The organism is Rhizobium sophoriradicis, assembly GCF_003939025.1.
In the GTDB taxonomy this organism is placed as follows: domain Bacteria; phylum Pseudomonadota; class Alphaproteobacteria; order Rhizobiales; family Rhizobiaceae; genus Rhizobium; species Rhizobium sophoriradicis.
Map to the genome: position 1 here is coordinate 1 of NZ_RQIH01000026.1, position 23,869 is coordinate 23,869.

At 60.2% G+C, this 23,869-nt stretch carries 23 protein-coding genes; 9 read left to right on the plus strand and 14 right to left on the minus strand.

Features of this window, described 5'->3' with window-relative positions:
- Positions 1 to 562 (minus strand): AMP-binding protein (locus EFR00_RS30500; protein WP_148102825.1); only part of this gene is annotated, 562 nt, incomplete at its 3' end.
- 229 nt (positions 563 to 791) lie between these two features.
- On the opposite strand from EFR00_RS30500, the gene EFR00_RS30505 reads away from it, so the two are divergent.
- Positions 792 to 1,499, plus strand: a complete 708-nt coding sequence (locus EFR00_RS30505) for a DUF1013 domain-containing protein (RefSeq protein ID WP_003571448.1) — start codon at positions 792 to 794, stop codon at positions 1,497 to 1,499.
- A gap of 78 nt (positions 1,500 to 1,577) precedes the next feature.
- Here EFR00_RS30505 and EFR00_RS30510 read toward each other — a convergent pair whose 3' ends face one another.
- The 3 genes from EFR00_RS30510 to EFR00_RS30520 form a co-directional block, all read right to left on the minus strand.
- Positions 1,578 to 2,513, minus strand: a complete 936-nt coding sequence (locus EFR00_RS30510; RefSeq protein WP_077992737.1) for a flagellin N-terminal helical domain-containing protein — start codon at positions 2,511 to 2,513, stop codon at positions 1,578 to 1,580.
- Positions 2,514 to 2,764: 251 nt separating this feature from the next.
- Positions 2,765 to 4,675: a propionyl-CoA synthetase gene (locus EFR00_RS30515; RefSeq protein ID WP_077992738.1), complete on the minus strand. Its 1,911-nt coding sequence runs from the start codon at positions 4,673 to 4,675 to the stop codon at positions 2,765 to 2,767.
- Between the two features lie 82 nt (positions 4,676 to 4,757).
- The gene (locus EFR00_RS30520) at positions 4,758 to 5,417 is read right to left on the minus strand and encodes a YggS family pyridoxal phosphate-dependent enzyme (protein ID WP_009992697.1); all 660 of its coding nucleotides are present in this window, start codon (positions 5,415 to 5,417) and stop codon (positions 4,758 to 4,760) included.
- Positions 5,418 to 5,618: 201 nt separating this feature from the next.
- On the opposite strand from EFR00_RS30520, the gene leuS reads away from it, so the two are divergent.
- From leuS to holA, 3 genes are read left to right on the plus strand one after another with little or no spacing between them, the layout of a single operon-like run.
- Positions 5,619 to 8,249 carry a leucine--tRNA ligase gene (gene leuS, locus EFR00_RS30525; protein ID WP_077992739.1) on the plus strand — a complete coding sequence of 877 codons (2,631 nt, stop codon included), beginning with the start codon at positions 5,619 to 5,621 and terminating at the stop codon, positions 8,247 to 8,249.
- Positions 8,239 to 8,760, plus strand: coding sequence for an LPS assembly lipoprotein LptE (gene lptE / locus EFR00_RS30530; protein ID WP_077992740.1), 522 nt, complete (start codon positions 8,239 to 8,241; stop codon positions 8,758 to 8,760). Before leuS ends, lptE begins: the two co-directional genes overlap by 11 nt.
- Before the next feature lie 10 nt (positions 8,761 to 8,770).
- Positions 8,771 to 9,811 (plus strand): DNA polymerase III subunit delta, encoded by a 1,041-nt coding sequence (gene holA, locus EFR00_RS30535; RefSeq protein WP_077992741.1) that lies wholly within the window; start codon positions 8,771 to 8,773, stop codon positions 9,809 to 9,811.
- On the opposite strand, the gene EFR00_RS30540 is transcribed toward holA, so the two are convergent.
- From EFR00_RS30540 to hemE, 8 genes are all read right to left on the minus strand, one after another.
- Positions 9,812 to 10,693, minus strand: coding sequence for a ParB/RepB/Spo0J family partition protein (locus EFR00_RS30540; protein WP_077992742.1), 882 nt, complete (start codon positions 10,691 to 10,693; stop codon positions 9,812 to 9,814).
- Between the two features lie 31 nt (positions 10,694 to 10,724).
- Entirely contained in the window at positions 10,725 to 11,519 is a 795-nt protein-coding gene (locus tag EFR00_RS30545) for a ParA family protein (protein WP_038692104.1), read from the minus strand.
- Between the two features lie 19 nt (positions 11,520 to 11,538).
- Positions 11,539 to 12,156 carry a 16S rRNA (guanine(527)-N(7))-methyltransferase RsmG gene (gene rsmG / locus EFR00_RS30550; protein WP_009996162.1) on the minus strand — a complete coding sequence of 206 codons (618 nt, stop codon included), beginning with the start codon at positions 12,154 to 12,156 and terminating at the stop codon, positions 11,539 to 11,541.
- A 24-nt stretch (positions 12,157 to 12,180) separates the two neighbouring features.
- Positions 12,181 to 14,058: a tRNA uridine-5-carboxymethylaminomethyl(34) synthesis enzyme MnmG gene (gene mnmG / locus EFR00_RS30555; protein WP_077992744.1), complete on the minus strand. Its 1,878-nt coding sequence runs from the start codon at positions 14,056 to 14,058 to the stop codon at positions 12,181 to 12,183.
- A gap of 68 nt (positions 14,059 to 14,126) precedes the next feature.
- Positions 14,127 to 15,440, minus strand: a complete 1,314-nt coding sequence (mnmE, locus tag EFR00_RS30560; protein WP_077992746.1) for a tRNA uridine-5-carboxymethylaminomethyl(34) synthesis GTPase MnmE — start codon at positions 15,438 to 15,440, stop codon at positions 14,127 to 14,129.
- A 108-nt stretch (positions 15,441 to 15,548) separates the two neighbouring features.
- Entirely contained in the window at positions 15,549 to 16,814 is a 1,266-nt protein-coding gene (gene rho, locus EFR00_RS30565) for a transcription termination factor Rho (RefSeq protein WP_003571435.1), read from the minus strand.
- 200 nt (positions 16,815 to 17,014) lie between these two features.
- Positions 17,015 to 17,557: a protoporphyrinogen oxidase HemJ gene (hemJ, locus tag EFR00_RS30570; protein ID WP_039622940.1), complete on the minus strand. Its 543-nt coding sequence runs from the start codon at positions 17,555 to 17,557 to the stop codon at positions 17,015 to 17,017.
- Positions 17,554 to 18,585, minus strand: coding sequence for a uroporphyrinogen decarboxylase (gene hemE / locus EFR00_RS30575; protein WP_077992748.1), 1,032 nt, complete (start codon positions 18,583 to 18,585; stop codon positions 17,554 to 17,556). The genes hemJ and hemE overlap by 4 nt, the downstream gene beginning before the upstream one ends.
- Positions 18,586 to 18,985: 400 nt before the next feature.
- On the opposite strand from hemE, the gene EFR00_RS30585 reads away from it, so the two are divergent.
- Genes EFR00_RS30585 through dnaQ form a run of 5 tightly spaced genes read left to right on the plus strand, consistent with a single transcriptional unit; the run spans position 18,986 to position 22,610 of the window.
- Positions 18,986 to 19,807 carry a pyruvate, water dikinase regulatory protein gene (locus EFR00_RS30585; RefSeq protein ID WP_038685850.1) on the plus strand — a complete coding sequence of 274 codons (822 nt, stop codon included), beginning with the start codon at positions 18,986 to 18,988 and terminating at the stop codon, positions 19,805 to 19,807.
- Between the two features lie 33 nt (positions 19,808 to 19,840).
- Complete coding sequence (locus tag EFR00_RS30590; RefSeq protein ID WP_077992750.1) at positions 19,841 to 20,440, plus strand: Maf-like protein; 600 nt, start codon at positions 19,841 to 19,843, stop codon at positions 20,438 to 20,440.
- Positions 20,433 to 21,290, plus strand: a complete 858-nt coding sequence (locus EFR00_RS30595; protein WP_077992752.1) for a shikimate dehydrogenase — start codon at positions 20,433 to 20,435, stop codon at positions 21,288 to 21,290. The genes EFR00_RS30590 and EFR00_RS30595 overlap by 8 nt, the downstream gene beginning before the upstream one ends.
- A complete protein-coding gene (coaE, locus tag EFR00_RS30600; RefSeq protein WP_009993201.1) occupies positions 21,290 to 21,901 on the plus strand; it encodes a dephospho-CoA kinase in 612 nt (203 codons plus the stop codon). Before EFR00_RS30595 ends, coaE begins: the two co-directional genes overlap by 1 nt.
- Positions 21,894 to 22,610: a DNA polymerase III subunit epsilon gene (gene dnaQ, locus EFR00_RS30605; protein WP_077992754.1), complete on the plus strand. Its 717-nt coding sequence runs from the start codon at positions 21,894 to 21,896 to the stop codon at positions 22,608 to 22,610. Before coaE ends, dnaQ begins: the two co-directional genes overlap by 8 nt.
- A gap of 107 nt (positions 22,611 to 22,717) precedes the next feature.
- Here the strand turns inward: dnaQ and secB are convergent, their stop codons facing one another.
- Positions 22,718 to 23,200: a protein-export chaperone SecB gene (gene secB / locus EFR00_RS30610; protein WP_039617034.1), complete on the minus strand. Its 483-nt coding sequence runs from the start codon at positions 23,198 to 23,200 to the stop codon at positions 22,718 to 22,720.
- A 101-nt stretch (positions 23,201 to 23,301) separates the two neighbouring features.
- Positions 23,302 to 23,802: an FxsA family protein gene (locus EFR00_RS30615; RefSeq protein WP_077992820.1), complete on the minus strand. Its 501-nt coding sequence runs from the start codon at positions 23,800 to 23,802 to the stop codon at positions 23,302 to 23,304.
- Positions 23,803 to 23,869: the final 67 nt, after the last annotated feature.

Here is a 23,869-nt window from a genome sequence, read left to right on the forward strand (position 1 = left end):
GACCTTCGTCGCAGGTGATGACGAAAGTGGATTCACAGTCGACGATGCGTCCCGCCAGGGCCTCGGGGGAGAAGCCGCCGAAGACGACCGAATGCACCGCGCCGATGCGGGCGCAGGCGAGCATCGCGTAAGCCGCTTCGGGAATCATCGGCATATAGATGGTGACGCGATCGCCCTTCTTGACGCCGTGCTTCTTCAAGACGTTCGCCATCCGGCAGACGTGCTCGTAGAGCTCGTTATAGGTGATCTTCTTGTCGATATAGGGATTGTCGCCTTCCCAGATGATCGCCACCTGGTCGCCATTCGTCTTCAGATGGCGGTCGATGCAGTTATAGGAGACGTTCGTCTGGCCATCCTCGAACCACTTGATCGAGACCTTGCCGGTAAAGGAGGTGTTCTTGACTTTGGTATAGGGCTTGAACCAGTCGATCCGCTTGCCGTGCTTGCCCCAGAACTTGTCCGGATCCTCGACGCTCTCCTCGTACCATTTCAGGTACTTCTCCTTATCGATCAGGGCACGCGCCTTCACCGACTTCGGCACCGGATGGATCTTCTCCGACATGCAACTCCTCCTCATGGGACATGCGACGGGCCAAGCAATTTATGAGCCCGGACTTCAAATCAGGGCAATTCATAGCAGGTCGCATCGCCACGGCAATTAGACAAAGGTCATTTGATTTCGGAAGAATTGCAATTCTGCGACAGTCCGGTTATATAGCGGCATATTTCCCGGACATTGTGGTGACAATCCACGGACCGCGACCGGCGCGGACGATAGAAGGACTATATCCATGGCTCAAACATTGCTCATGCCGAAGGCGACCGCCATCTGGCTTGTCGACAACACGGCGTTGTCTTTCGATCAGATCGCGCAGTTCTGCAAACTGCATCCGCTCGAGGTCAAGGCAATCGCCGACGGCGAAGCGGCGCAGGGCATCAAGGGCCTTGATCCGATCTCGACGGGACAGCTCTCGCGCGACGAGATCGCCCGCGCCGAAGCCAATCCGAACCACAAGCTGAAGCTTTCCGAGCCGAAGGTGCGCGTGCCGGAATCCAAGCGCCGCGGCCCGCGCTATACGCCGGTTTCCAAGCGCCAGGATCGCCCGAACGCCATTCTCTGGCTCGTTCGCAATCATCCGGAACTGAAGGACGCGCAGATTTCCCGCCTCGTCGGCACGACGAAATCGACGATCGAGCAAATCCGCGAGCGCACTCACTGGAACTCCGCCAACCTGGCGCCGATGGATCCGGTGACGCTCGGCCTCTGCAGCCAGATCGACCTCGACATGGAAGTGGAAAAGGCCTCCAAGGGCCGTCCGCTACCGACCGCCGCCGAACTCGGCGCGACGCTGCAATCGGCGCAGGAAACCGAGCGCCTGACCCCGAGCTACGAGCGCGAGGAAGAAAAGGAAAAGGAAATCGACGCCGATGCCGTCTTCCGCAAGCTGAGCTCGCTCCGCTCGGCCCCGAAGGACGAGGACGACGACGATCACTACTGAGAGATCGACGATCTCATGAAAAACCCCGCCGGTATGAGCTGACCGGCGGGGTTTTTGTTGCGGATTGCCTGCTTCGATTTAGCTGCGGAACAGGGTGAGGACGTTCTGTGCCGAGCTATTGGCAATCGAAAGCGACTGGATGCCAAGCTGCTGCTGCGTCTGCAATGCAGAGAGCTTGCTCGATTCCTCTTCCATATCGGCATCGACCAGGCGACCGATGCCCGAGTCGATCGAATCGTGAAGGCCGCTGACGAAATTCTCCTGCAGCTGGATGCGCGTCGAGATCGATCCCAGAGCCGAGCCGGCAGCGGTCATGGCGCCGAGAACCAGTTCGATCCCGGTCAAGGCTGAGTCGAGTTGACCCTGGGTAAAACCGGTAATGTCGAGATCATAGATTGACGGCATGACGATGACGGTGCCGCCATAAGTGCCGTTAAAAGCGGTGCCGATAATGCCGCTGCTCGTCTCGATCGCACCCGTGCTGGTCATGCCGAAGAGCACATTGCCGAGCGTTCCTGAATCGAGCACGTAGTCGGTCATCTTCACCGACACGGCATTGCTGCCGTCACGGACGAAGGAGGAGACGACGCTCTTCGTGCCGGAAGCGCCGGCCACCCAGTTTTCCCCGGAGAAGGAGGCGGACTGGGCGATGCTGAGCAGCTGCTCCTGCAGTTGGTCGAGTTCCTGCTGGATCTTCGTCTTGTCGACGCCCTTTTCCGTGGCGGCGACGATCTTCGCCTTGATTTCGCTGACGACGTCTAGGGCGCTGTCCATGGCCGCATAGGCGGTGTCGACCTTGGCCGCACCGAGGCCGAGGGCGTCGGAGACGGCGGAAAGCGCCAGGTTGTCGGAACGCATGGTCGTTGCGATCGACCAATATGCGGCATTGTCGGCAGCCTTCTCGACACGATAACCGGAGGAAACGCGACCCTGGGTGTCCTTGAGGCTATCGTTTACGCCGCGCAAAGTCTGCAGCGCTGCCATGGCAGCGTTGTTGGTGAGGATGCTCGTCATGATCCGTTCCACAACAGGAGAAAGGGGCATTCCGGACTACGCGCCGCGCGTCCTTCAGACGCGCAAAGGACACTGTAGCACTTCAACTGCTGCAGAATTTTCTCCTAAATCGATTCCGACTTAAGGAATTATGCAGCAGGCCGGTAACGGCGACTGCGTCATGCAAAGCCTCATGTGCAAGCCTTTGCCGTTAACAAATCCTTGCGCAACTTGGTTAACAATTCCTCAATTGAGCTTATAGAATCCTTAATTTACATCGGCAGAGAGCCGAAACCGCGCTTGCGCAGCGCCTCGGCGATCTCCTCCAGAATCGCCGGATCATCAATGGTCGCAGGCATTTTCCATGGTATGCCGTCGGCAATTTTCTGCATGGTCCCGCGCAGGATCTTGCCCGATCGCGTCTTCGGCAATCGGTTCACTGTAATGGCCGTCTTGAAGGCGGCGACAGGCCCGATCTGATCGCGAATCATCGCCACCACCTCTGATTCGATTGCTGCCGATTCGCGAGCGACACTCCGTTTCAGCACCAGGAAACCGCAAGGCGCCTGACCCTTCAGCGCATCGATGACACCGATGACAGCGCATTCGGCGACATCGGGATGCCGCGCGCAGACCTCCTCCATCGCACCGGTCGAGAGCCGATGACCGGCGCAATTGATGATGTCGTCGGTGCGCGACATGATGAAGAGATAGCCGTCCTCATCGACATAGCCGGCGTCGGCGGTCTTATAATAACCGGGAAACTCATCGAGATAGGCCGATCGAAAACGGTCGTCCGCATGCCAGAGGGTCGGCAGGCAGCCGGGCGGCAGGGGCAGCCTGATGACGATATTGCCGAGCGTTCCCGCCTCGATCGGATGGCCGGCATCGTCGAGCACCGCAACTTCATAACCCGGCATCGGCAGCGCCGGCGAACCATGTTTGACCGGCAGGGCACCAAGGCCGAGCGGATTTGCGGCGATCGGCCAGCCCGTCTCCGTCTGCCACCAGTGGTCGATGACGGGGATGGCGAGCATGCGTTCGGCCCATTTCAAAGTCTCCGGGTCCGCCCGCTCGCCGGCAAGAAACAGCGCCCGCAAATTGGGCATCCTGTAGCGCGCGATCAGTTCGCCGTCCCCATCCTCTCGCCGGATGGCACGAAAGGCGGTCGGCGCCGTGAAGAGCACGCGCACATCATGCTCTGCAACAACGCGCCAAAATGCGCCGGCATCGGGCGTGCCGACCGGCTTTCCCTCGAAGATCAAGGTCGTCACGCCCGATATCAACGGTGCGTAGACGATATATGAATGACCGACGACCCAGCCGATATCGGACGCCGTCCAGAAGACTTCGCCCGGCTTCAGCCCATAGATATTCCGCATCGACCAGTTCAGCGCGACCAAGTGCCCGCCATTGTCGCGCACCACTCCCTTCGGCTGGCCGGTGGTGCCGGAGGTATAGAGGATATAGAGCGGATCGGTCGCCTTGACGGAAACACAGGCCAGCTCGGCGCCACGGTGGGGCGCCACCGCCGCTTCGAAATCCTCATCACGGCCGCCGACGAGTTCTGCCTGAAGCTGCGGCCGCTGCAGCACCAGGCAGCGCTCAGGCTTCATCCGGGCAAGCTCGATCGCCTGATCGACCAGCGGCTTATAGGCGACGACGCGGCCGGGCTCGAGCCCGCAGCTCGCGGTGATCACCAGCCTGGCGCCGCTGTCGTCGATACGGGCCGCAAGCTCACTGGCGGCAAAGCCGCCGAATACGACGGAATGGACCGCGCCGATACGAGCGCAGGCAAGCATGGAAAACACTGCCTGCGGCAGCATCGGCATATAGAGGATGACGCGGTCGCCTTTGCCGATGCCGAGCGCCAGCAGCGTCGCGGCGATGGCCTTCACCTCGCCGAGGACCTCGTCATATGAGAAGCGGCGCTTCTCGCCGGTCATGGCGCTGTCGAAGATGATGGCCGTCTCACTGCCGCGTCCGGCCGCGACATGCCGGTCCAGGCAATTGTGGCAGGTATTGGTTTCCGCCCCCGCAAACCAGCGGCCGTAAATACCGTCATCAGGCGAAAACACCCGCTCCGGCGGCTTGAACCAGTCGATCTCGGCGGCGGCTTCGCGCCAGAAGGCTTCGGGATCGCGTTTCCAGGCCGCATAGGCCTGATGATAGCCGTTCTGCATCTGCTCCTCCCCAGGACATGCAAGCCTCGATGTTAATCTAGGGAGAGGGGAGGGGAACGGGAAGCCCGACCAAAGCAGCGTATCAGCGCGCGCCGAAAATCGCCGATCCGACGCGGACACTGGTGGCGCCGAAGGCGATCGCCGTCTCGTAATCGCCCGACATGCCCATGGAGAGTTTCTCAACGCCGCATTTCGACGCGAGCTTTGCCAGCAGGGCGAAATGCGGCCCGGGATTTTCCTCGGCCGGCGGAATGCACATCAGGCCCTCGATGGAAAGACCGAGCTCGTCGCGGCAAAGCGAGACGAAGGCCGGCGTGTCGTCAGGCGCGATGCCGGCCTTCTGCGGCTCCAACCCGGTGTTGACCTCGACGTAGAGCCGCGGTGTTTTGCCTTGCCGTTTCATCTCCTCGGCAAGGGCCCGGGCAATCTTTTCCCGATCGACGGACTCGATCACGTCGAAAAGCGCCACCGCGTCCGCCGCCTTGTTCGATTGCAGCGGCCCGATCAGATGCAGCTCGATGTCGGGATATTCGGCTTTCAGCGCCGGCCACTTGCCCTGGCTCTCCTGCACCCGGTTCTCACCGAAGACGCGCTGCCCGGCTTCGATGGCCGGGCGGATCGCCTCCGCCTCGAAGGTCTTCGACACCGCAACGAGCCGAACGGAGCCGGCCGGACGACCGGCCGCGCGTTCCGCGGCGGCAATCCTTGACCGTACGTCGTTCAGGCGCTCTTGAAGTTCCATCGTTCTGCCTCGACATTTCCGCATGAGAGTGAAGGCAATGAACTAGCCAGCCATTCTGTGCTTGCCAAGACCCGCTGCCGCGAAATCGCCCGGCCGGGACGAAGATCGGGCGCTTGCAGCGCCTGCAAAACTTGACGCTAAGGTGGTTTCATGGTGAAGGTCTCGACCAACCTCCCCTGATTTTCCGGAATTTCGAATACAATGGCCACCGAACGTTATAATCCGCGCGATGCCGAGCCCCGCTGGCAGCAGAAATGGAACGAAGACAAGGTCTTCGAGACCGACAACGCCGATCCGCGCGAAAAATATTACGTCCTCGAAATGTTCCCCTATCCGTCGGGGCGCATCCATATGGGCCATGTCCGCAACTACGCCATGGGCGATGTCGTTGCCCGCTACAAGCGCGCCCGCGGCTATAACGTGCTGCACCCGATGGGCTGGGACGCGTTCGGCATGCCGGCGGAAAACGCCGCCATGGAGCGCGGCGTCCACCCCGCCTCTTGGACCTACCAGAACATCGCCTCGATGAGGGCGCAGTTGAAGGCCATGGGGCTTTCATTGGACTGGAGCCGCGAATTCGCCACCTGCGACGTCGACTATTACCAGCACCAGCAGCATCTCTTCGTGGATTTCCTCGAGAAGGGCCTGGTCTACCGCAAGCAGTCGAAGGTAAATTGGGATCCGGTCGACAACACGGTGCTCGCCAACGAACAGGTGATCGACGGCCGCGGCTGGCGTTCCGGCGCGCTGGTCGAACAGCGTGAACTGACGCAATGGTTTTTCAAGATCACCGATTTCAGCCAGGACCTGCTGGACGCGCTGGATACGCTCGACCAGTGGCCGGAAAAAGTCCGACTGATGCAGAAGAACTGGATCGGCCGCTCGGAAGGTCTGACGGTGCGCTGGGAGATCGTGCCGGAAACGGCGCCGGCCGGCGAGACCGAGATTACCGTCTATACGACCCGTCCTGATACGCTGTTCGGCGCCTCCTTCCTGGCGATTGCCGCCGACCATCCGCTGGCCAAGGACGCGGCCGCAAAGAATGTCGAGATCGAGGCCTTCTGCGAGGAATGCCGCCGCGCCGGCACCTCGCTTGCAGCACTCGAGACTGCTGAAAAGAAGGGCCTGGACACCGGCATCCGGGTCCGCCATCCGCTCGATCCCGCCTGGGAGCTGCCGGTCTATATCGCCAATTTCGTGCTGATGGATTACGGCACGGGCGCGATCTTCGGCTGCCCCTCCGGCGACCAGCGCGACCTCGATTTCGCCCGCAAATACGGCCTGCCGGTCGTGCCCGTGGTCATGCCGAGGGATGGCGACGCTGCGAGCTTTTCCGTCGGCGATACCGCCTATGACGGCGATGGCGTCATGATCAATTCTCGCTTCCTCGACGGCAAGACGACCGAAGAAGCCTTCAATATCGTTGCCGACCGGCTGTCGGCCGCTTCGCTCGGCAATACGCCCCAGGGTGAGCGGAAGATCAATTTCCGCCTGCGCGACTGGGGCATTTCGCGTCAGCGCTATTGGGGCTGCCCGATCCCGGTCATCCATTGCGATGCCTGCGGCGTCGTGCCAGTGCCGAAAAAGGACCTGCCGGTGAAACTGCCGGAAGACGTGACCTTCGACCAGCCGGGCAACCCGCTCGACCGCCATCCGACCTGGCGTCACGTCGCCTGCCCCAATTGCGGCAAGGATGCCCGCCGCGAAACCGACACGATGGACACCTTCGTCGATTCGAGCTGGTATTTCACCCGCTTCACCGCGCCGTGGGAAGCAAAGCCGACCGATCCTGAGGCGGCTAATCGTTGGCTGCCGGTCGATCAATATATCGGCGGCATCGAGCACGCGATCCTGCATCTGCTTTATTCGCGCTTCTTTACCCGCGCCATGCGCGAGACCGGTCACGTCGCCGCGAGCGAACCCTTCAAGGGCCTGTTCACCCAGGGCATGGTCGTTCATGAGACCTACAGCCGCAGCGCCGGCGCCGGCCGTGAATGGGTGGCTCCCGCCGATATCCGCATCGAGGAGATCGATGGCAAGCGCCGGGCCCTGCTGCTGGCGACAGGCGAGGAGGTCGCCATCGGCTCTATCGAGAAGATGTCGAAATCGAAGAAGAACGTCGTGGATCCCGACGATATCATCGCCTCCTATGGCGCCGATACCGCCCGCTTCTTCGTGCTGTCCGATTCGCCGCCGGAGCGCGACGTCATCTGGTCCGAGGCGGGTGTCGAAGGTGCGCATCGTTTCACTCAGCGCCTGTGGCGGCTGATTTCCGAAGCTGCCGGTGTCCTGTCCGCCGTTGAGGCCGCACCGGCGAGCGAGGGCGAGGCGCTGGCAATCTCGCAGGCGGCGCACAAGACGCTCAAAGCGGTTCAGAACGACTATGACAAGCTCTGGTTCAACAAGGCAGTCGCCCGCATCTACGAGCTTGTCAACGCACTTGCTGCGCCGCTGACGAAAGTTGCGGCGGGCGAGGGCGATATCGCCTATCGTGCCGCCGTGCGTGATGCTGCCGAGATCCTGGTCCAACTTGTCGCGCCGATGACGCCGCATCTTGCAGAGGAATGCTGGGCCACGCTCGGCAATACGGAGCTGCTTGCCCGCACCGACTGGCCGCGTTTTGTCGAAGCGCTCGTCGTTGAAAACGACGTTGTGCTGCCCGTGCAGATCAACGGCAAGAAGCGCGCCGAATTGACAATTTCTCGCGATGCCGATCAGAATGCCGTCACCAACGCCGTGCTGGAACTAGATGCGGTGAAGAACGTGCTGAACGGTCAGGCGCCGAAGAAGATCATCGTGGTTCCCCAAAGGATTGTGAACATTGTCGTCTGATATCACCCGCAAGCTGGCCCGCAATGCCGGCATCGCCATGATCCTTGCCGCCTCGGCATTGCTGTCAGCCTGCCAAGTCCGGCCGCTTTATTCCGAGAGCTCGGGCGTCACCGAAAAGCTGTCCTCGGTCGGCTTTTCCGAGGCATCCGGCCGCGTCGGACAGCAGGTCCGCAACCGGCTGATCTTCCTGGCGTCGCGCGGCGCCGGCGAAACGGCAAATCCGCAATATCACGTCGAATTGCGGACCACGTCGAGCGTCGCCGATACGCTTCTGCGGCAATCCGGCGATACCTCGCGCGCCGGCCGTGTGACCGTCACCGTCACTTATACGCTGAGCGCTGTCGCCGACGGTCGCGTCATCAAGGCCGGGAGCCGCCAGGCGACCTCACTGGTGGACTTCTCCGAGCAGGAATTTGCCAAGCAAAGGGCGATCCGAGATGCGGAGAATCGCGCCGCCGATCAGACGGCGGAATTCGTAGGCGCCGATCTCGCTGCTGCCCTCAGCCGCTGAGGGCGGGCAGATGGCGGAGATAAAGTCGCACGAGTTCGAGACCTTTCTGCAGAAATCGGCGCAGAACTACCGGATTTTCGTCATTTATGGCCCGGATCGGGGTCTGGTGTCCGAGCGCGCCGGTCAACTCGCCGGCAAGACCGGCGTCGCGCTGAACGATCCTTTTTCGCTGACAAAACTCGATATCGCCGATTTGCAGAAGGATCCCGGGCGACTGGTTGACGAGGCGCAATCCATCGGGCTGTTCGGCGGCGAAAAACTCATCTGGATCCGCGGCGCCGCCAACGAAAAATACCTTGTCGATTCGCTGGCGCACCTGGCTGAAAAACCGCTCGAGGCCACCTATCTGATCGTCGAGGCCGGCGATCTGAAAAAGGGATCGCTGCTGCGCAAGACAGCGGAAGCCGCGCGAGCCGTCATGACGGTACCGTCTTATGCCGATGACAGCCGCGCCTTGAACGGCTTGATCGATGCCGAACTCGGGGCGGAAAAGCTCGGCATTACACCGGCGGCGCGCCAAGCGCTGATCGCCTTGATCGGCGGCGATCGCATCGCCTCACGCAATGAAGTGCGCAAACTCGCCCTCTACTGCCGCGGCCTTGATACGGTCGAAGAACATCACGTTACCGAAATAATCGGCGATGCCAGCGCGACCTCCGTTGATGATGCCGTCGACGCCATCCTGGGCGGCGATCTCAACGGCTTCCTCCACGCCATGCAGAAGATCAGCAGTTCAAAAACAGCGATTTTTCTCGTGCTTCAGGCCTGCCTGAAGCAGTTCCAGCTTCTCGATACCATGCGTGCAGAGATGGAAGAAAAGCGCCTACAGGCGCCGCAGGTGATGCATACAATGGGACGACATCTGCATTTTCGCCGCAAGCCGATCCTAGAGCAGGCGCTTCGCCAGTGGTCCGCGGAAAGCATCGCGCGTGAATCCAACCGTCTGCAGGCGGCTATTCTTCAGAGCCGGCGTCGGCAGGTGCTGGAAGACAGCGTTGCGATGCAAACACTTCTCTCCACCACCCTGCAATCTGGCCGCAAGTCGGCGTGATTATCGCCGTTCCAGCAAGCGGCAGACTTCCTCGAGCTGCTCAAGCGACTTGTAGGAAATTTTGATCTGGCCGCCGCTGGTTTTGTGATTGATTGACACCTCGAGCCCGAGGGCATCGGACAGCGTGCGTTCCAGCGCCAGCGTATCCGAGTCCTTTTGATCGCGGCGCGAGGCCGTCTGCTGCGGCTCCGATTGCGCCTTGATATTGTTCTGCGCCAGCTTTTCGGCATCACGCACCGACATGCCCTTGGCAACGATCGTGCGGGCAAGGCTTGCCGGATCGGGGGTCGACACCAGCGCGCGCGCATGGCCGGCCGAAAGACTGCCGGCGGCCAACAGATCGCGAACCGGATCCGGTAGTTTCAGCAAACGCAGCGAGTTGGCCACATGGCTGCGGCTTTTGCCGATAATTTCGCCGAGATCATTCTGGGTATAGCCATATTCCGCGATGAGCTGCTCGTAGCCAAGGGCCTCTTCCAGAGGATTGAGATCCGCGCGCTGCACGTTCTCGACAATAGCAATCTCAAGCGCCGTCTTGTCGTCGACGTCACGGATAATCACCGGGATTTCGATCAGGCCGGCAAGCTGCGCTGCCCGCCATCGCCGTTCGCCGGCGATGATTTCATAGCGGTCCCGCTCCATCGTGCGCACCACGATCGGCTGCACGATGCCGTGTTGACGGATGGAGCTGGCAAGATCGTGCAACTCGGTGTCGTCGAAAAAACGACGGGGATTGCGGGGGTTGCGACTGACGAATTCTATCGGGATCATCCGATCGGCGCTGACAGTTCGCTCAGCCTCCACCGGAACAGGTTGATCCATTTCACCAATCAACGCCGCAAGACCACGGCCCAATCGCCTTTTCGATACATCGTCATTCATGATCTACACTCACCTGCATCCTGAAATGATTTTACGCAGCCAGTCTCTGGCGCTCCCGCTGAATGACCTCAGAGGCCAGCTGCAGATAGGCCTGGCTGCCCGCGCATTTCAGATCATAGAGAATGGCCGGCTTGCCGTAGGACGGGGCTTCGGACACCCGGACATTGCGCGGAATTAACGTATGATAAACCTTCTCGCCGAGATGCGTGCGCACGTCATTGACCACCTGTTGGGCAAGATTGTTGCGAGCATCGAACATCGTCAGGACGATGCCCTGGATATCCAGCCGCGGGTTGACCGTCCGACGCACCTGGCTGACGGTTTCGAGCAGTTGGCTCAGTCCCTCGAGCGCGAAAAATTCGCATTGCAGCGGTACCAGCACCGAATGGGCCGCCGCCATCGCATTCATCGTCAGCAGATTGAACGAAGGCGGGCAATCGAGAAGGATATAGGAAAATGCCATGGCTTCGGCGGACGACAGTGCCTTCCGCAATTTAAAGACGCGATCGCTCTGCTGCGAGATTTCCATCTCGATGCCGAGCAGATCCATGGTCGATGGCACGATGAAGAGGTTGGGAACGGCAGTTTCCAGCGTCACCTCGCTGATTCCGCGCTCTCCGACCATCAGGTCATAGGAGGAAAGTTTGCGATCGCGACGGTCGATGCCGAGGCCGGTGCTGGCATTGCCCTGCGGATCGAGATCCACGATCAGGACGCGCTCGCCGATGGCGGCCAACGCTGTTGCCAGGTTGATGGCGGTGGTCGTTTTGCCAACGCCACCCTTCTGATTTGCGATGGTGATTATCCGGTGTCGTTCGCCAGCCATTGCCGCAATATCCGATCTGTTAAACCAAGCGCCGGAGATTCGATATTTCCAAAATCACGGATTCCTGCTCGACGGCGCTCTTATGTTCTACCAGATCGAATTCCCACCGGCCACGCGCTTCATCGATTTCCCTCAGGTAATCCCGGCCTTTGTGAAAAAATCCACGACAATTTCCCTTGCCAAGCATCCAAGGTGCTGCATAGCCGATCAGCCCGTCGAGGTCGGCGAGGGCTCTGGCTGAAATCGCACCACACTCGCCGATCTCGGCATGGGCATCCTCGATTCGAATCGCGTGAACGCTCCCGCGTGCGTTTGTCTCCCGCAGTGCGGTTCGCAAAAATGCTGCCTTTTTGTGATTGCTTTCGACAAGATGCACCCACCCATCCTGCAGCTCCGCCAGGAAGATTGCGGTGATCACGCCGGGAAAGCCGCCGCCGCTGCCGAGATCGACCCAGCGAACTGGCTCGGGGTAAATCTGGAAAATCTGGCTGCTGTCCGCGATATGACGCCGCCACAAATCATCGAGCGTCGATGGCGCTACGAGATTGATGGCTTTTGCCCATTTCTGAAAGAGTGCCGCAAAATGTTGGAGTCGTGCCTGTGTTTCACGTGAAACACGCAAACCGTTCAATTCCATTCTCAAAGACTCTCAAATCTTGTGTTAGGCAATTTGGCGCTCTGCACCGCTCCGGCGGCGCAAATGCACCAGCAACAGCGCAATAGCGGCGGGCGTCATGCCTTCGACAATGGCTGCCTGCGCGACGTTGAACGGACGGGCCGCACTAAGCTTTGTCTTGAGCTCGTTCGACAAGCCGGAAAGCGCAGAGTAGTCGAAATCATCGGGGATACGCCGTTCCTCGTCGCGCTGCTGGTCAGCAATGGCCGCAGCCTGCCGGTCGAGATAAACGGAGTAGCCCGCCTCTATCTCCAACGCCTCGGCAACCGTCGGCCGGATCGCGCCCAGAGCATCCGGCCAGACCCGCCGGAGGGCGGCAAAGTCGTAGTCCGGGTAGGACAATAAATCATAGGCCGTCCGGCGCTGACCATCCAGATTGATGTTCAGGCCGGCGCGCCGCGCTTCATTGGGGGTCACCTTCAGCGACATCAACTGGGCGCGCCCGGCGTCGACTTCTGCTTGATAGACTGTGAATCGCCGCTCGCGTGCACGGCTGACGCAGCCAAGCCGCATGCCAAGTGGTGTCAGCCGAGCATCAGCATTATCGGCCCGCAGCGTCAGACGATACTCCGCGCGCGACGTAAACATCCGATACGGTTCCGTAACGCCTCGCGACGTGAGGTCATCGATCATCACCCCAATGTAAGAATTTGTTCGGCTAAAATGGAACGGATCCGAATCGGTGCTTCGCAGTGCAGCATTCAAGCCTGCCGCCAACCCCTGCGCCGCTGCCTCCTCATAACCGGTGGTCCCGTTGATCTGGCCGGCGAGAAACAGGCCTCTCAGCCGCTTGACTTCGAGCGACGGCGTAAGCTCCCGCGGGTCGACATGATCATACTCGATGGCATAACCCGGCTGGAGGATCCGCGCCGTCTCGAGTCCGGGAATGGTCTTTATGAAGTCCGCCTGGACCTCGGCCGGCAGCGACGTCGAAATGCCATTTGGATAGACCGTATCGTCGTCGAGGCCTTCCGGTTCGAGAAAGACCTGGTGGCCGTCGCGTTCGCCGAACTTGACCAGCTTGTCCTCGATGGATGGGCAGTAACGCGGCCCAACACCTTCGATCTGCCCGGAATACATCGCCGAGCGTTTGATATTGTCTATGATGATCCGATGTGTCGCTTCGGTCGTCCGGGTGACGCCACATTCGATCTGCCGCGTCGTGATCGAATCGGTCATGAACGAAAAGGGCACGAGATCCTCGTCCGCACCCTGCCGACCGACGGACTGCCAGTCGATTGTCTTGCCATCCAGCCGGGCCGGCGTGCCCGTCTTCAATCGCCCCAAGCGCAGCCCCAACCGGGCCAGAGTTGCCGACAACCCCAGCGAGGGGGGTTCGCCGACGCGGCCGGCGGGTGTCTTATCCCAACCGATATGGATCAGACCACGCAAAAACGTCCCGGTCGTCAACACGACTGCCGGCGCTTTCAGCCGCCGGCCATCCTTCATGATCACGCCGGCAACACGGTTATCGACGACGTCGAGATCGAATGCGTCGCCCTCGACGATATCCAAGCCTGGTGTCGCTTCGATCGCCGCCAGCATCGCCAGTCGATAGAGCTTCCGATCCGCCTGCGTTCGCGGACCGCGGACGGCGGCACCCTTCTTCCGGTTCAACATTCTGAACTGAATGCCGGCAAGATCGGCGACCCGGCCCATCAGACCGTCCATCGCGTCGATCTCGCGGACCAGATGTCCCTTGCCAAGCCCACCAATCGCCGGATTGCAGGACATGACACCAATCGTGTCTCGCCTGTGGGTGACCAAGGCGGTTTTCGCCCCGAGGCGCGCAGCTGCACTGGCAGCCTCCGTGCCGGCATGGCCGCCGCCGATCACAATCACATCATAGACATTGCCGGTCATCTCAAACTCCAACTCGGCGGGTTTCACGTGAACTCAGGCGACAGCCTCAAGAAAAGGTTTCACGTGAATCATTTACCGATACAAAACTCCGAGAAGATCACATCGAGCAGCTGCTCGACATCCACCCGCCCGGTAATCCGTCCCAAATACTCAGCCGCCAGGCGAAGCTGCTCCGTGCGCAGTTCGAGATTCGTCTCGCTCTGCGAGATTGCCGCATCTAGCGCTGCCAAACATTTCGCCAGCGAATCCTTGTGCCGCTGTCGGCTCGGGATCGCCATAGACAGGCCAGCAAACCGCTCCTTGACGACGCGCCCGATCAGCGCCCGCAATTCCGGCAGGCCCTCACCGGTTGCCGTCGAAATCCGCAGATCATATCGATCGGAGCCAGTCTCGATGAGATCCTTCTTCGTTCCGACCCTAACATGCGGCACAGCCTGGTCCAAGTCGGCAGGAATGACGGGATCGCTCACATCGACCAGCAACAGCACAAGATCGGCATCACGAAGCGCTATGCGTGCCCGCCGCACGCCTTCCATCTCCACCCGATCGTCCGCCTCACGCAGACCGGCCGTGTCATAGAGTTTGACAAGATAGCCGTCAATGTCGAGATCGACCTGCAGGACGTCACGAGTGGTTCCGGCAATATCCGTGACGATTGCGACGTCGCGTCGGGCGAGAGCATTCAACAGGCTCGACTTTCCCGCATTCGGCGCCCCGGCGATCACCACCTTAAAGCCGTCTCTGATAATCTCGCCCGCCGAAGCCGCGTCGAGATGATGCCAGATATCATTGCGAAGCCGATCCATGTCGGCCCAGACCATATCTGACACCGATCCCGGGACATCGTCTTCGTCGGCAAAATCGAGTTCCGCCTCGATCAGGGCGCGCGAGCGGGTCAATCGTTCCGCCCACGAATCGTATACTGCCGAGACACCACCAGCGCTGTGTTCCACGGCGAGGCGGCGCTGCATCTCCGTCTCAGCCTCGATGAGATCGGCCAGGCCCTCGACCTCGACAAGATCAAGCTTGCCATTTTCGAAAGCGCGTCGCGAAAACTCGCCTTCAATCGCCATACGAACACCAGGAGTATCACCCAGCGCCTGAAACAGCGCTGCCAGGACGGCCTTGCTGCCGTGGATCTGCAGCTCGGCGACATCTTCACCGGTAAAAGAGTTTGGAGCGGGGAAAAACAGCACCAGACCGCTATCGATCGGTTGATTGTTGCGCGCCCGAATCGTTCGGTAGGAAGCCAGCCGATCAGCCGGCACTGATCCGGCCAGCCTGATCAAGAGCTCTCGGGTTAACGGACCGCTGATGCGAATGACCGAAACACCCGAGGGCGGGGCGCCGCTCGAAAGCGCATAAATCGTATCATTCACCATGGCTCATCGTCCGCTTGTCAGTTCGAATCCGAATCGATTCCTCTTAAATAAAAAGCTGGCGACATCGAGGCGATGCGCCAGCTCTCAATGGATGAATCCGGCTAAGGATCAGGTATTCATCGAGTCGAAGAAATCGGAATTGTTCTTCGTCTGTTTGAGCTTGTCGATCAGGAATTCGATTGCATCCGTGGTGCCCATCGGAGCAAGGATACGACGAAGAACGAAGATCTTCTGCAGATCCTGGCGTGGCACGAGCAGGTCTTCCTTACGCGTGCCGGACTTGAGGATGTCCATCGCCGGGAAGATGCGCTTGTCGGCGACCTTGCGGTCGAGGACGATTTCCGAGTTGCCGGTACCCTTGAACTCTTCGAAGATCACTTCGTCCATGCGGCTGCCGGTATCGATCAGCGCCGTTGCGATGATGGTCAGAGAACCACCTTCCTCGATGTTGCGCGCGGCGCCGAAGAAGCGCTTCGGCCGCTGCAGCGCATTGGCGTCGACACCGCCGGTCAGAACCTTGCCGGAGGAGGGGACGACGGTGTTGTAGGCGCGGCCGAGGCGCGTGATCGAATCGAGCAGAATGACGACGTCACGGCCATGTTCGACGAGACGCTTGGCCTTTTCGATGACCATTTCAGCCACCTGGACGTGACGCACCGCCGGTTCGTCAAAGGTCGAGGAAATCACCTCGCCGCGGACGGAACGCTGCATGTCGGTGACTTCCTCCGGACGTTCGTCGATCAGAAGCACGATGAGATAGCATTCCGGATGATTGGCCGTGATCGAATGCGCAATGTTCTGAAGAAGGACGGTCTTACCGGTGCGCGGCGGCGCAACGATCAGGCCGCGCTGACCCTTGCCGAGCGGCGCCACGAGATCGATCACGCGGGGCGACAGATCCTTGGAAGTCGGAATATCGAGTTCCATCTTGAAGCGCTCATTCGGATAGAGCGGCGTCAGATTGTCGAAATGAACCTTGTGACGGATCTTTTCCGGATCGTCGAAATTGATGGTGTTGACCTTGAGCAGCGCGAAATAGCGCTCGCCTTCCTTCGGTCCGCGGATCGGTCCCTCGACCGTGTCGCCTGTCTTCAAAGAGAAACGGCGGATCTGCGATGGCGAGATATAAATGTCGTCAGGGCCGGGCAGGTAGTTGGCGTTGGCCGAGCGCAGGAAGCCGAAGCCGTCCTGGAGCACTTCGACTACCCCTTCGCCGATGATCTCCACATCCTGGCTGGCTAGCATCTTGAGGATGGCAAACATCAATTCCTGTTTGCGCATCGTGCTTGCATTCTCGACCTCGAGCGATTCGGCGAAAGCCAGAAGATCCGTCGGGGATTTGCTCTTAAGTTCCTGAAGCTTCATTTCAGCCATGAAGTGACCAATACTCTTTTCAATTTCGAAGGGGAAAGGCGATGTTGGGGGTCGTATTCGGTACTGCGAATGGGGCTCGCAGACGACTGAACTCTTCACACATGCCACGTAGATGAGATGCGCGGAAAATAGCGAGTCGCAATCGCCCCCGCAAGGGGGCTGATTAAAATGAAGCAAATTTAACCCGAGGAAGATTTTCCTCAGAACGGCTTCACCACCACGAGGATCACGATCAGGATCATCAGCAGTGTCGGCGCCTCATTCATGAACCGCCAATAGCGCGCCGAGCGGCGATTTTCGTCGCGCTCAAATGCGCCGACGGCGCGGCTGAAGAATACATGAACAGCGGTCAGCAGCACGACCAGACCGATCTTAGCATGCAGCCAGCCGCCCTGGAATCCATAGACCGACCAGGCGAGATAGAGGCCGAAAAGCCAGGTCAGCATCATCGCCGGCGTCATGATAATCCGCAGCAGCCGGCGCTCCATCACCTTGAAGGTTTCCGACTGCACCGAGCCCGGTTCCGCGTCGGTGTGATAGATGAACAGCCGCGGCATGTAGAACAGTCCTGCCATCCAGGAAATCACCGCGATGATGTGAAGCGCCTTGATCCAGAGATAGAGATTGTCGGGGTTCCAGGCGAAAAGCCCGACCGCCATCAGCGCGAAGAAGGCCAGGGCAAAATGAGCACGGCGCCGGGCATAAGCGCCGGGTTTCCGATCCGTCTGCCTTTCCCGCGTCACTTCGTCCCCCGCACGCGCTCGACCAGCTGACGCACATGATCGGGGTCGGCCTGCGGCGTGATGCCGTGGCCGAGATTGAAGATCAGCGGTCCATGGCCGAGATGCTGCAGAATATCGTCGACGCCCTCTTCCAGCGCCCGGCCGCCGGCAACGACACGCATCGGATCGAGATTGCCCTGCACCGGTCCATCTTTCTGAAGTTCGGCAGCGAAGGCCAATGGGACGGACCAGTCGAGGCCGATCGCATCGGCACCTGTCTTCTGACGATAGGTTTTCAGCTGATAGCCGGCACCCTTGGCGAAGGCGATGATGCGCGCATGCGGCCGCCGCGATTTGATCGAAGCGATCATTCGCGCAACCGGCCTGATCGCGAAGGCCTCGAATTCCCTTTCCCCGAGAACCCCAGCCCAGGAATCAAAGATCTGCACGGCGTCGGCGCCGGCATCGATCTGGGCGACGAGATAATCTGACGACACGTCGGCAAGCAGCATCAGCAGATGCTCGAAGGCGCGGGGATAATTGTAGGCGAAGAGGCGGGCAGGGGCCTGATCCGGCGTGCCGTGACCGGCGATCATATAGGTAGCAACCGTCCAGGGCGCACCGCAGAAGCCGAGCAGCGTCGTCTCATCAGGCAACTCCTCCCGCAACCGTCGCACCGTTTCCAGAACCGGTCTGAGATAAGCGACGACCTCTTCCCCATTCAATCGCCCGATCCCGGCTTCATCGATCGGATCCATCTCCGGCCCATGCCCTTCGGTGAACCGGACATTCCGTTTCATTGCATCGGGGATGACCAGAATATCGGAGAACAGGATGGCCGCGTCGAAGCCATAGCGGCGGATCGGCTGCAGCGTCACCTCGACGGCGTAATCGGGCGTGTAGCAGAGATCGAGAAAACTTCCGGCCTTTGCCCGAGTCTCTCTGTATTCCGGCAGATAACGTCCCGCCTGCCTCATCAGCCAGAGAGGCGGAGGGCTGAGGCTTTCGCCGTCGAGAACCCTCATGATCTTTCGGCGCGTGTCGCTCAAGCGCTTCTTCCCTATAAAAAATCAAAGATATTTTAAAAGGTTTCTATTTCTTAGAGTCGGTGTCTATCAAGGATTAAAATCCATCCACTGCCGATGCCATTTGTCGCGCGCCCGCACCAAAACTCGAAAAGAATTTTCCGATTCTTCGAAATTTCCGGGAGAAGGCGAATCCCAAAATGATTCCAAAATCTTGCCAGGCAGCCGATTTTCTCCTTCCTGTGGATAGCTTGTGGACTTGCCTTCGACAAACCAATTTCGTCCCCATCCTCCACAGGACCTGGCAAAACCGGTCCGCAAAATTCGAAATGTGGATAAGGCGGCATGTTTTCCCTTGCCCGAGGCAGCCTCGCCGCCTTAGCTCTCCATCATCCAGTGTTTTCAACAGGCAGCGGAAAATAGCGTGGAGAACAGAACGAACTTCTTTCATCTGCATCTGATTTCTGACTCGACGGGAGAGACTCTGATCTCCGCTGGCCGTGCCGCCTCGGCGCAGTTCCGATCCGCTCAGCCGATCGAGCATGTCTATCCGCTGATCCGCAATCGCAAACAGTTGCTGCCGGTTCTGCAGGCGATCGACGATGCGCCCGGCATCGTGCTCTACACCATTGTCGACCGGGAGCTGGCGAGCCTGATCGACGAGCGCTGCACCGAAATGGGCGTCGCCTCGGTCAATGTTCTGGAGCCGGTGATGAATGCGTTTCAGATCTATCTCGGCGCTCCGTCGCGCCGCCGGGTCGGAGCCCAGCATGTGATGAATGCCGGTTACTTCGCCCGCATCGAAGCGCTGAATTTCACCATGGATCACGACGACGGCCAGATGCCGGACGATTACAACGATGCCGATGTCGTCATCATCGGCATCAGCCGGACGTCGAAGACACCGACATCTATCTATCTCGCCAATCGCGGCATCAAAACGGCCAACATTCCGATCGTCTATGGCGTGCCGTTGCCCGAGAGTCTTTTTGTCGCGACCAAACCCTTGATCGTGTGCCTGATCGCCACCACCGATCGTATTTCCCAGGTGCGGGAAAACCGCATCCTCGGAGCGACCCAGGGCTTCGATCGCGAACATTACACCGATCGCGCCGCGATCTCCGAGGAGCTGAAATATGCGCGCTCGCTTTGCGCCCGTCACAACTGGCCGCTGATCGACGTGACCCGCCGCTCGATCGAGGAAACCGCCGCGGCGATCGTTGCCCTGCGCCCGAAGCTGCGCTAAGCGCTGACGCAAAGTCGGCACTCCGAGGAGCCTATGACAACAACAATCATCCTTGCATCGTCGAGCCCGTTTCGGCGGATGCTGATGGAAAATGCCGGCCTGTCCTTCGAGGCGCAGGCCGCAACGATCGATGAAAGGGCGCTGGAAGCGCCGTTGGAAAAAGCCGGGGCGACGCCGGATGCCGTTGCCCTCGCTCTGGCCAGGGCCAAGGCCGAGGATGTCAGCCGGCGCTTTTCGGACAGCCTGGTTATCGGTTCGGATCAGACGATGTCGCTCGGCGACCGGGTCTTTCATAAGCCGAAGGACATGGCCGACGCGGCCGGCCACCTTCACGCCCTGTCGGGAAGAACGCATCGATTGAACAGCGCCGTCGCCATCGCCAACAATGGTGTGGTCCTGTGGGAACATCTCGCCCATGCCGAACTGACGATGCGGCCTCTGACGGCGGAATTCATTGCCGGGCATCTGGCGCGGGTCGGTGACAAGGCGCTTTCGAGCGTCGGCGCCTACCAATTGGAGGGGCAGGGCATTCAGCTCTTCGAGAAAATCGAAGGTGATTACTTCACCATTCTCGGCCTGCCGATGCTGCCGCTTCTGACGAAATTGCGCGAACTCGGAGCGATCGATGGGTGATTCACGTGAAACATTCGGGCCGAAGGCGTTTGTCACAGGCTTTCCGATCAAGCATTCGCGCTCGCCGTTGATCCACGGATATTGGTTGAAGACGCTCGGCCTGCCAGGCAGCTACCGCGCTCATGAAGTCGCACCGGAAGCCTTTGCCGATTTCGTCGCTTCGCTGAAGGATGGCAGTTCCGGCTTTACCGGCGGCAATGTCACCATTCCCCATAAGGAATTGGCCTTCCGCCTCGCCGACAAACCGGACGCGCTGTCGCTCGAACTCGGCGCGTCGAACACGCTCTGGCTGGAGGATGGCCTTCTCCACGCGACAAATACCGATGGCCGCGGCTTCACTGCCAATCTTGACGAACGCCATCCGGGCTGGGACCGGCATGACACGGCCGTGATCTTTGGCGCCGGCGGCGCCAGCCGGGCCGTCATCCAGGCGGTTCGCGACCGCGGCTTCAAGACGATCCACGTCGTCAACCGTACCGTCGAACGGGCCCACGAACTGGCCGACCGTTTTGGCCCGAAGGTTCAGGCCCATCCGGCCGGTGCGCTTGCCGAGGTCATGAAAGACGCCGGCCTGTTCATCAACACCACGTCGCTCGGCATGGACGGCGAGCCGGCGCCGCAGCTTGATTTCACTCCACTTGCTGCCGACGCCGTCGTTACCGATATCGTCTATGTGCCGCTGAAGACGGCGATCCTGGCGCAGGCGCAAGAGCAGGGCTTTGCGATCGTCGACGGTCTCGGCATGCTGCTGCATCAGGCCGTGCCGGGCTTCGAGACATGGTTCGGCAAGCGCCCCGTCGTCGACGCCGCACTGCGTGCACTGATCATTGCGGATATGGAAGCACACTGATGCTGAAGATCGGATTGACCGGCTCGATCGGAATGGGAAAGTCGACGGCCGGCAAGCTCTTTGCCGAGGCCGGGATTCCGCTGAACGATTCCGATGCCGTGGTCCACGATCTCTATGCCGGCGAGGCTGCACCGCTGGTGGATGCCGCCTTTCCCGGCACGATGAAGGACGGCTTGGTCGACCGGCAAGAACTCGGCCGCCAACTGGCGCACGATCCCGACGGCTTCAAACGGCTGGAGGCAATCGTCCACCCGCTGGTCCGCAAGCGCGAAACGGAATTTCTGGCCCGCCACCGTGCCGCCGGCGCCGAGATGGTTCTGCTCGATATCCCGCTGCTTTTCGAAACCGACGCTTGGGAAAGGGTGGATGTCATCGTCGTCGTCAGCACCGATCCACAGATTCAGCGTCAGAGGGTGCTTGCGCGCGACGACATGACCGAGGAAAAATTCGACATGATTCTCTCTCGCCAGACGCCGGATGCAGAAAAACGGCGCCGTGCCGATTACCTGATCGACACCAGCCACAGCATTGAGCAGACGAGGGAACGGGTGCTTGAGATCGTCGCCGATCTGAAAATGCGAATTGCCAAGGGAGATTTCCGGAATGCGTGAGATCATTTTCGATACGGAAACCACCGGCCTTGACAACCGGATGGACCGCATCATCGAAATCGGCGGCATCGAACTCTTCAATCACTTCCCGACCGGCAACACCCTTCATATCTACATCAATCCGGGAGATCAGAAGGTCCATCCGGATGCGCTCGCCGTGCACGGCATTACGGATGAATTCCTCAAGGACAAGAAAGCCTTCGCCGAGGTCGCCGAGGAAATTCTCGCCTTTTTCGGCGATGCCAAGTGGATCGCCCACAACGCCACTTTCGACATGGGCTTCATCAACGCCGAATTCGCGCGGATCGGTTTGCCGCCGATCCTGCCGGAACGGGTGGTCGATACGCTGTCCATGGCGCGGCGGAAAAATCCGATGGGACCAAATTCGCTCGACGCACTTTGCCGGCGTTACGGCGTCGACAATTCGCACCGCGCCAAACACGGCGCGCTTCTCGACTCCGAGCTGCTGGCCGAAGTCTATATCGAAATGATCGGCGGCAGGCAGGCGGCCCTTGGCCTCGGACAATCCGGCCAGGCGGCGGGCGGCGAAATGGCGATGGAAGATGATGGAGCGATATTAGCGGTGCTTGAGCGGCCCCGGCCGCTTGCACCCCGCCTCAGCCAGGCCGAAGCGCAGGCGCATGAGGCGCTGGTCGCCAAGCTCGGCGAAAAAGGCATCTGGTCGAAATTCGCCAGCTCGCCAGCGTGACAAATCGGGCCGCAGCGTCCCTTTCGCGTCTTTCAGACGCGCGGCGCTGAATTAAAAATGCCCGGGACTTGCCCGGGCATCCGCATGTCAGAACCGACGGAATTCGATCAGTTCGGAACGGCCTGAACCTTGGCGCGGGCCTGCTCTTCGGCAACGCGCTGGGCAAACATCTGCGTGAAGTCGATCGGGTCGATCATCAGCGGCGGGAAGCCGCCGTTGCGGGTCACGTCGGCGATGATCTGACGGGCGAAGGGGAAGAGCATGCGCGGGCATTCGATGAAGAGAACCGGCAGCATGTGCTCCTGCGGGAAGCCGGTAACGCGGAAGACGCCGCCATAGACGAGTTCGGTGTGGAAAACCGTCTTGTCATCATCCTTGGCTTCGGCATTCAGCGACAGCACGACATCGAAATCCGTGTCGGAAAGCGGATTGGCGTTGACGTTCACATTGATGTTGATCGTCGGCGCCTTGTCGCGCGCCTGCAGCGAACGCGGCGCACCCGGATTTTCAAAGGACAGATCCTTCGTATATTGCGCAAGGATCGAAAGGGTGGGGTTGGTCGCACCGTTGCTGTTGTTTTCGTCTGCCATTGGCTTTTCCTCGAAGGGCATGGGAATGGTGCCGCCATCTAACATTTCGGGGAGGGGCTTACAACCCTGAGCGCTGGGCGCCGTTGCTCGGTCGAAGCACTTCAATCGCCGAGATGTTTGCCGGACCATGGCGAGTTGCGATCCGGCTGCCTATGATAATCCTCCTCGTCGAGATCCACCACCTTCGAATTCCGGTTGCCGTCGCGGGACTGCGGTTTCGGGCCGGCGGAAAAGCCGCCCTGGACGACGACGAAGCGTCTGGCGATCGACCGCCAGACGAGATCGCGCACCGGCGGAATGAGAATGAGGATTGCGATGATATCGGTAAGGAAGCCGGGAATGATCAGCAGCAGCGCGGCGATGACCGTCATCGCCGGCTTCAGCAGATCGCGGCCGGGCATCACGCCGTTCCGTCCTTCGCTCGACATGCGGCGCAGGATATCGATGCCCTGCCGGCGCAGCAGGACCACGCCCAAAACAAAGCTCGCCATGACGAGCGCCAGTGTCAGCACCAAGCCGAGCGCCCGGCCGACGACGACGAAACCGGCTATTTCGCCAAGCGGCAGCAGCAGAATGAAAGCCGGCAGGATTGAAAAACGCATATTCGTCATGTCCCGGACTGGCCGGTCTCCTCTTGGCGGCGGCGAAGATGCCAGCCATCATTTGAAT